Source organism: Halomonas sp. (assembly GCF_014859505.1).
In the GTDB taxonomy this organism is placed as follows: Bacteria; Pseudomonadota; Gammaproteobacteria; order Pseudomonadales; family Halomonadaceae; genus Halomonas.
Genome location: NZ_JACUUD010000138.1, coordinates 1 through 6,663, shown reverse-complemented (window position 1 = coordinate 6,663; position 6,663 = coordinate 1). Strand labels below are relative to the sequence as shown.

The following is a 6,663-nucleotide window of genomic DNA, read 5'->3' as shown; positions in this document are numbered from 1 at the left end:
ACCCCGACGCGGCCATCCCCTTGACGCCGCGAGCCATCAGCTCATGCCAGAACGGCGAGGCGGCGAGCACCGCGAGGGTCAGCAGCGCCATGGCCAGCAGGGCCCAGCCCGGCGAGAGCTGCTGCACCTGGGCGAGGATCGCCGCCGGCTCCAGCCACCCGGCGAGCCCGACCAGCAGCACCAGCCCGACCAGCGGCCTCAGCAGGCGTCCGGACAATCGTCGGAGCAGGCGTCGGGGCTCTCGCCGGGGAAAGGCCATGCTCAGGCGCCCCCGGCCGACAGCGGCGGCAGCGCCAGCAGGTCGCAATGCCCCACGGTCAGCCCCAGCGCTCCTGCGGCGAGGCCCGCCCGCCGGCGCGCATGCCAGCGTTGTAGCAGGGTTTGCTCCTCCGGGGCCTGGGCCAGGGCGGCATCGTGCCAGCCCTGGAGCAGCTGCTCGGCCAGCGGCAGCAGCGCGTCCTCGCCGGCGGCAAGGTGCCAGGGCGTGGCCGCACGCTCCACCCGATAGCCTGCATCCGCCATGGCCGCGGCCAGCACGGTAGGCGCTTCGCCGCCCAGCGCCGGGCCGAGCCCCTTGTCGCGACGCTGGTGGGCCTGGAAGAGCGCGCGGACCGCGATGTCCTCGACGTCCTCCAGGCGCTTGCCCGCGGCGTCGAGGAAGGCCCAGTCGCCGTCGACGCTCAGGGTGAACAGCAGCGCCTGGTGGCGCGCGGCACAGGCTGCCACCAGCGACTCGGCCCAGGAACGCGAGACCAGATCGAACAGCGCCGAGGCCACCACCAGATCGGCCCCCGCCAGCAGGTCGTCATCCACAGGCGAGAGGTCGCGGCAGGAAGCCTCGATGGCCAGCCGGGCCCCGCTCGCGTCGCGCAGGGTCGCCCCGTGCCGGCGGGCCAGAGCCAGCAGCGCCGGGTCATGGTCCACCAGCCGCCAGCGCTGGGGCCCGGGCAGTCGCGGCGCCAGGAAACGCAGGTTGCTGCCGCTGCCGCAGCCCAGATCGACGATTCCATGGGGGTCGCCATCCACGCCGGGCCGCGCGGCGAGCCAATCGGCGGCGAGCCCGGTCAGGGCATGGCTGCGCGAGTGGCCGTCCAGCCACTCGCGGCGAGAGAGCCAGTCGGCGCTGAAGCGCTCAGGGGGGATGGTCGTGCCGGCGGGCAGGCGGGCGGAGTCGGAAGCCTTCATCGCGGAGCCTTCCCGGGCAGGTCGTCCAGGGCGTCCAGGAAGCGGTCGCCGGCCTGCTGCCAATCGGCCAGGCCATGGCGGGCCTCCCGGGCGCCGCGACGCAGCCGGCGGCGCAGCTCGGCGTCGTCGAGCCAGGTGGCCAGGGCAGCAGCCAGGGCGGCGGCATCGTCGGGCGGCACGGCCAGGCCGGCCTGCGTCGGCAGGGTGTCGACCAGGGCGCCACCGGTAGTGGTGAGTACCGGAAGCCCGCGGGAGAGGGCCTCGGTGACCACCATGCCGTAGCCCTCGTAGCGCGAGGGCAGCACGAAGAGCTCCGCTCGGTGGTAGGCGGCGGCCAGACCTTTGGCATCCTGCTCCCCGGCCCAGAGGATACGCTCCTCCAGGCCAAGGCGGCGTGCGGCCGAGAACAGCCGGGCGGCATGGGCGGGATCCCGCGCGTGGCTGCCGACGGCCTCCAGGGTCCAGTCGCTCTCCCGCAGACCAGAGAGCGCCTCCAGCAGCACGTCATGGCCCTTGCGCGGGATCAGGGTCGCCACGCAGAGCAGGCGACGGGGGCCGGGAGATTCGAGATCCAGGGCGCTGGCGGCCAGCGGGGCCGGCTCGACGCCGGGCTCCACCACGCGAAGCCTTGATGCCTCCACACCGAAGCGGTCGAGGCCGCGGGCCGTCCACGCGCTGGTGACGATGACGCGTCGCGCCAGGGCCAGGGCGCGGGTCTCGCTATCGTGGAGGTGACGGCGGGTCGAATCGTCCAGGCCGGTCTCGTCGGCCAGGGGGTGGTGGACCAGAGCGATGATCACCAGGCGATCGGCGTGGGGGGCGATCTCCTCGGGGAGCCCCCCCATGGCGAGCCCGTCGATCGCCACCCGGGCGCCGTCCGGAAGGGCCGCGAGCGCCCGGGCCATGCTCTGCCGGGCCAGGTCGTCGGGCACGGGAAAACGCCCCGGGAGCCCCACCACCTCGACGCGGTGGCCCCGAGCCCGCAGTGCGGCGACGATGCGGGCATCATAAACGTAGCCGCCGGTGAGCTGATCGGGGTCACCGGCCACGATCAGCGTCAGGGGTGCCATCATAGCGTTCCCTCGAAGCTCGCCCAGGCGATATGTGACTCGTGGAGGGCGACAGTCATGGCCTCGAGCCCGCCGGCGCCCTCCCCCAGCTTGCCGAGCTGGATCGCCGTGGCCAGGCGCTCGAAGATCACCCGGGCCATGAACTCGGTGGTGGTGTTGCGCCCCTTGAACTCCGGCAGCTCATCGAGGTTCTGGAAGTTGAACTCGCCGAGCACCGCCTTGAGCGCCTCGCCGGCCAGGCCGATGTCGACCACCAGGTCGTGGTCGTCGAGCTCGCGGCGCTGGAAGGTGACGTCCACCACGTAGGTGGCGCCATGGGTTCGCTGGGCGGGCCCGAAGATCTCGCCGCGAAAGCTGTGGGCGATCATGAAGTGGTCGCGAACGGTGAGTCGGTACATGTCAGGGCTCCAGTCGGTCGGGCGTCGAATCGGTTGAGCGTCAATCAGTCGGTCGAGGCATAGCGCAGGCGGTGGCAGAGCACCTCGCCGGCGGTGGCAGCGAGTCGGGGCATCAGGGCGGGCAGCTCGAGGAAATCGCTCTCGCCGCTGATCAGGGCGTCGAGGCAGGGGTCGCGCAGCAGGTCCAGCGCAAGCGCCAGGCGACGGCCATGGTCCCAACGCGGCGTGCGCTCCGCCGGCAGGCGGCCCACCTGGCTGCCGATCAGCCGCAGCCGCCGGGAGTGGAAGGCCTCCCCCAGCGGCAGGCTCGCCTCGCGATCACCGTACCAGCTCATCTCCACCACCCGCGCCTCGTCGCCGGCCAGCGCCAGCGCCTGGCGCAGCCCCTCGGGGTTGCCGCTGGCGTGCACCACCAGGTCGTTGTCGGCCGGCGCCTGCCCGGCCAGGCAGAAGTCGACGCCCAGGGCGCGGGCGAGTTCGGCGCGCCCCCGGGCGATATCCACCAGGCAGACCCGGGTGCCGGGGATGGCCGCGCAGAGCCAGGCCACCAGGGCACCGACCACGCCGGCCCCGATCACCGCGATGCGATCACCGACTCGCGGCTCGGCGTCCCAGCAGCCGTTGATCGCGGTCTCCATGTTGGCGGCGAGCACCGCCCTGGCGGCGGGCAGGCCAGCGGGCAGCGGCGTGACCGCGGCAGCCGGCACCACGTAGCGATCCTGGTGGGGATGGAGGCAGAAGACTTCCCGGCCCAGCAGCGCCTCGGGGCCGGCCTCGACCACCCCCACGCTGACGTAGCCGTACTTCACCGGCCAGGGGAAATCACCGGCCTGGAAGGGAGCGCGCATGCGCTGCCACTCGCTCTCGGGCACCCGCCCCTGGAACACCAGCGCCTCGGTGCCGCGGCTGATGCCGCCGAACAGCGCCCTGACCCGCACCTCCACCTCGCCGGGAACAGGCAGCAGTTCCTCGCGCAGGGCGCCGTGCCCCGGGGCCAGGGTCCAGAAGGCGGTGGCAGTGTCGAATGACATGAAGGCTCCAGCGGGAGGGAGAGGAAATACTTTTACAATAATGGTACATATACCACGTTACGCACAACTTTGGCGGTGACGGAGGTTTCCCTCGCGGCCGCCTGCTAGGGTAATCAACATGGGCCCTGAGGCTCAGCATAGCGGCTATGCCTCGCCACCATGGCCGTCGACAACGGCGATCGACAACAGCAATCGACAACCACCGGGAGCCCGGATGCCCTCTCCTGTCTCGTCCCACCCACCTGCACAGGGGCCCGCCCAGGCGGCGCGCCCCTGGCGCCTGGCCATCGAGCTGGCGCTGGGCGGCATCGCCCTGCTGGGGCTGTTGGCCTCGCTGGGACTGGTGGCGTCATGGGTAGCGCCGCTCGCCATCGCCACCTACCTGGGGATGGCGGCCCTGCTGTGGCGCGCCCTGAGGCGCTGCCCGCGGCGACAGGACGGGCTCGGCGCGGCCAACCGGGTCACCCTGGCACGCGGCGTGCTGGTGGCACTGCTGGCCGGCACCCTGGCCGCCCCGGCCCTGCTGGCTGCCCACGGGGAGTGGCTCTTCGCCCTGGCGCTGGTCGCCCTGGCCCTGGATGGCGTGGACGGCTGGGTGGCCCGGCGCACCGCCAGCGCCAGCGCCGTGGGGGCCCGCTTCGATATGGAGCTCGACGCCTTCTTCATCCTGTTGCTCTGCCTGGCCCTGCTGCTGCTGGAGCGGGTAGGCCCCTGGGTGCTGGCCATCGGCGCCATGCGCTACGTCTTCGTGGCGGCCAGCTGGCGCTGGCCCTGGCTCGCCGGCGAACTGCCCGAAAGCCTACGCCGCAAGGCGGTCTGCGTCTGGCAGGTGGCGGCGCTGATCCTCGCCCTGCTGCCGGCCACGCCAGACATGCTCGTCGGCTGGCTGGCGGCCACCGCCCTGGCGGGGCTCACCCTCTCCTTCGCCGTGGACGTGCGCTGGCTATACCGCCAGCAGTGAGACTCGGGGCTGGCAAAAACATCCGGGCCTGCTAGAGTGAGACTTCGCTTGACGGGGTGCCGGTGGAACCGGCTGAGATCGCCATACGACACGGCTTGTTCGAAATGAGCTGTCGTCACGGCGGGGCCCGTTGAACCTGATCCGGCTAGTACCGGCGTAGGAATCAAGCGGCGGCCTCCCCCCGGCTACCCCCGTGTAGCGCGCCACACCCGGGCCCCACTCCTTCCCTCGCCCGCACTCCGGATCGTCAACCGACTTCGGAGACAAGATGGGCTACCGCTTCAGCGACCTCACCGCCGCCTGCCAGCACGACTGGCGCGCCTATATCGAACACGACTTCGTGCGCGGCCTGGCCGACGGCACCCTCGAGGAGGGCGCCTTTCGTCACTACCTGAAGCAGGACTACCTGTTCCTGATCCACTTCGCTCGGGCCTACGCCCTGGCCGCCTACAAGAGCCGCACCCTCACCGATCTGCGCCAGGCCCATGAGGGCCTCAAGGCGATCGTCGATCTCGAGCTCGGCCTCCATGTGGGCTACTGCCGGGACTGGGGCATCAGCGAGGCCGACCTCGCTGCCCTGCCCGAGGCCCGCGCCACCCTGGCCTATACCCGCTACGTGCTGGACACCGGCAACCGCGGCGACCTGCTCGACCTCCACGTGGCCCTGGCCCCCTGCCTGGTGGGCTACGGCGAGATCGCCGACTGGATCAACACCCGCGCCGAGACGCTGCGAGGCGACGCCAACCCCTATGACGCCTGGATCGCCATGTACGAGAGCGAGGAGTTCCAGGCCGCCCGCCGCGCCGAGGAGGCCTGGCTCGACGCCCGCCTCGCCGACGCCACCCCGGCGCGCTTCGTCGAACTCACCCAGGTCTTCCGCGACGCCACTCGGCTCGAGATCGACTTCTGGCAAATGGGGCTGGACCGCGCCCTCTAGCGCCGCCGCCCTGACCCCCTGACAACACCACCGACAACATCAACGACAACACCAGCGACAACAACCGCCACCACAAGGACCCACGACATGAGCAAGACCGCCCATTTCCTCGCCGAGACCGCCCGCGTCGACGAGGCCGCCATCCAGCCGCTGCCCGGTTCGCGCAAGGTCTTTATTACGGGCTCGCGCCCCGATATCCGCGTGCCCTTCCGCGAGATCAGCCTATCGCCCACCAAGACCTCCGGTGCCGACGAGGAGAATCCGCCGCTGCTGGTCTACGACACCTCCGGCCCCTACACCGACCCGAGTGCCGAGATCGACCTGCGAAAGGGACTGCCCGCGCTGCGCCGCGCCTGGATCGAGGCGCGCGGCGATACCGAGTTCCTAGACGGCCCCACCAGCGAGTACGGCCAGCGCCGCGCCAACGACCCAACGCTTGCCCAGCTGCGCTTCGATCTGACCCGCACGCCCCTGCGCGCCAAGGAAGGGAAGAACGTCACCCAGCTGCACTATGCCCGCCAGGGCATCATCACCCCGGAGATGGAATTTATCGCCATCCGGGAAAACCAGCGCCGCCAGGCGCTCTCTGCAAAGTACTCAGGCACGGAAGAAGTGGAACGGATTCTGGGCCACCAGCACCCGGGCCAGGGCTTCGGCGCCCGGCTGCCCGAGGAGATCACTCCGGAGTTCGTGCGCGCCGAGGTCGCGGCGGGCCGGGCGATCATTCCCTGCAACATCAATCACCCGGAATCGGAGCCGATGATCATCGGCCGCAATTTCCTGGTGAAGATCAACGGCAACCTGGGCAACTCCGCGGTGACCTCCTCCATCGAGGCAGAGGTGGACAAGATGACCTGGGGGATCCGCTGGGGCGCGGACACCATCATGGACCTCTCCACCGGGCAGAACATCCACGAGACCCGTGAGTGGATCCTGCGCAACTCGCCGGTGCCCATCGGCACCGTGCCCATCTACCAGGCGCTGGAGAAGGTCAACGGCGTGGCCGAGGACCTGACCTGGGAGGTGTTCCGCGACACCCTGATCGAGCAGGCCGAGCAGGGGGTGGACTACTTCACCATCC

At 71.0% G+C, this 6,663-nt stretch carries 8 protein-coding genes and 1 riboswitch; of the genes, 3 read left to right on the top strand and 5 right to left on the bottom strand.

The window, feature by feature from the left end; all coding sequences use genetic code 11:
* From IBX53_RS13745 to IBX53_RS13725, 5 genes are all read right to left on the bottom strand, one after another.
* Positions 1-259, bottom strand: a 259-nt coding sequence (locus IBX53_RS13745) for a hypothetical protein (RefSeq protein ID WP_290910225.1), incomplete at its 3' end; no start/stop codon positions are given.
* Positions 260-261: 2 nt separating this feature from the next.
* Positions 262-1,185, bottom strand: coding sequence for a class I SAM-dependent methyltransferase (locus IBX53_RS13740; protein ID WP_290910221.1), 924 nt, complete (start codon positions 1,183-1,185; stop codon positions 262-264).
* Complete coding sequence (locus IBX53_RS13735; protein WP_290910217.1) at positions 1,182-2,255, bottom strand: glycosyltransferase family 4 protein; 1,074 nt, start codon at positions 2,253-2,255, stop codon at positions 1,182-1,184. The genes IBX53_RS13740 and IBX53_RS13735 overlap by 4 nt, the downstream gene beginning before the upstream one ends.
* Positions 2,255-2,653, bottom strand: coding sequence for a 6-carboxytetrahydropterin synthase (locus IBX53_RS13730; protein WP_290910212.1), 399 nt, complete (start codon positions 2,651-2,653; stop codon positions 2,255-2,257). Before IBX53_RS13730 ends, IBX53_RS13735 begins: the two co-directional genes overlap by 1 nt.
* 44 nt (positions 2,654-2,697) lie before the next feature.
* On the bottom strand, positions 2,698-3,684 hold the full coding sequence (locus tag IBX53_RS13725; protein ID WP_290910209.1) for a zinc-binding alcohol dehydrogenase: 987 nt from the start codon (positions 3,682-3,684) through the stop codon (positions 2,698-2,700).
* A gap of 214 nt (positions 3,685-3,898) precedes the next feature.
* On the opposite strand from IBX53_RS13725, the gene IBX53_RS13720 reads away from it, so the two are divergent.
* The 3 genes from IBX53_RS13720 to IBX53_RS13710 form a co-directional block, all read left to right on the top strand.
* Positions 3,899-4,645, top strand: coding sequence for a CDP-alcohol phosphatidyltransferase family protein (locus IBX53_RS13720; protein WP_290910206.1), 747 nt, complete (start codon positions 3,899-3,901; stop codon positions 4,643-4,645).
* A gap of 42 nt (positions 4,646-4,687) precedes the next feature.
* Positions 4,688-4,825, top strand: a riboswitch (TPP riboswitch).
* A gap of 88 nt (positions 4,826-4,913) precedes the next feature.
* Positions 4,914-5,582 (top strand): thiaminase II, encoded by a 669-nt coding sequence (tenA, locus tag IBX53_RS13715; RefSeq protein ID WP_290910201.1) that lies wholly within the window; start codon positions 4,914-4,916, stop codon positions 5,580-5,582.
* 87 nt (positions 5,583-5,669) lie between these two features.
* Positions 5,670-6,663 (top strand): phosphomethylpyrimidine synthase ThiC (locus IBX53_RS13710; RefSeq protein WP_290910198.1); only part of this gene is annotated, 994 nt, incomplete at its 3' end.

Excerpts from the sequence above, each read along its gene's own strand:
- IBX53_RS13720 (WP_290910206.1), top strand. The coding sequence starts at position 3,899 with ATGCCCTCTCCTGTCTCGTCCCACCCACCTGCACAGGGGCCCGCCCAG.
- IBX53_RS13735 (WP_290910217.1), bottom strand. The coding sequence starts at position 2,255 with ATGGCACCCCTGACGCTGATCGTGGCCGGTGACCCCGATCAGCTCACC.
- IBX53_RS13725 (WP_290910209.1), bottom strand. The coding sequence starts at position 3,684 with ATGTCATTCGACACTGCCACCGCCTTCTGGACCCTGGCCCCGGGGCAC.
- tenA (WP_290910201.1), top strand. The coding sequence starts at position 4,914 with ATGGGCTACCGCTTCAGCGACCTCACCGCCGCCTGCCAGCACGACTGG.
- IBX53_RS13740 (WP_290910221.1), bottom strand. The coding sequence starts at position 1,185 with ATGAAGGCTTCCGACTCCGCCCGCCTGCCCGCCGGCACGACCATCCCC.
- IBX53_RS13730 (WP_290910212.1), bottom strand. The coding sequence starts at position 2,653 with ATGTACCGACTCACCGTTCGCGACCACTTCATGATCGCCCACAGCTTT.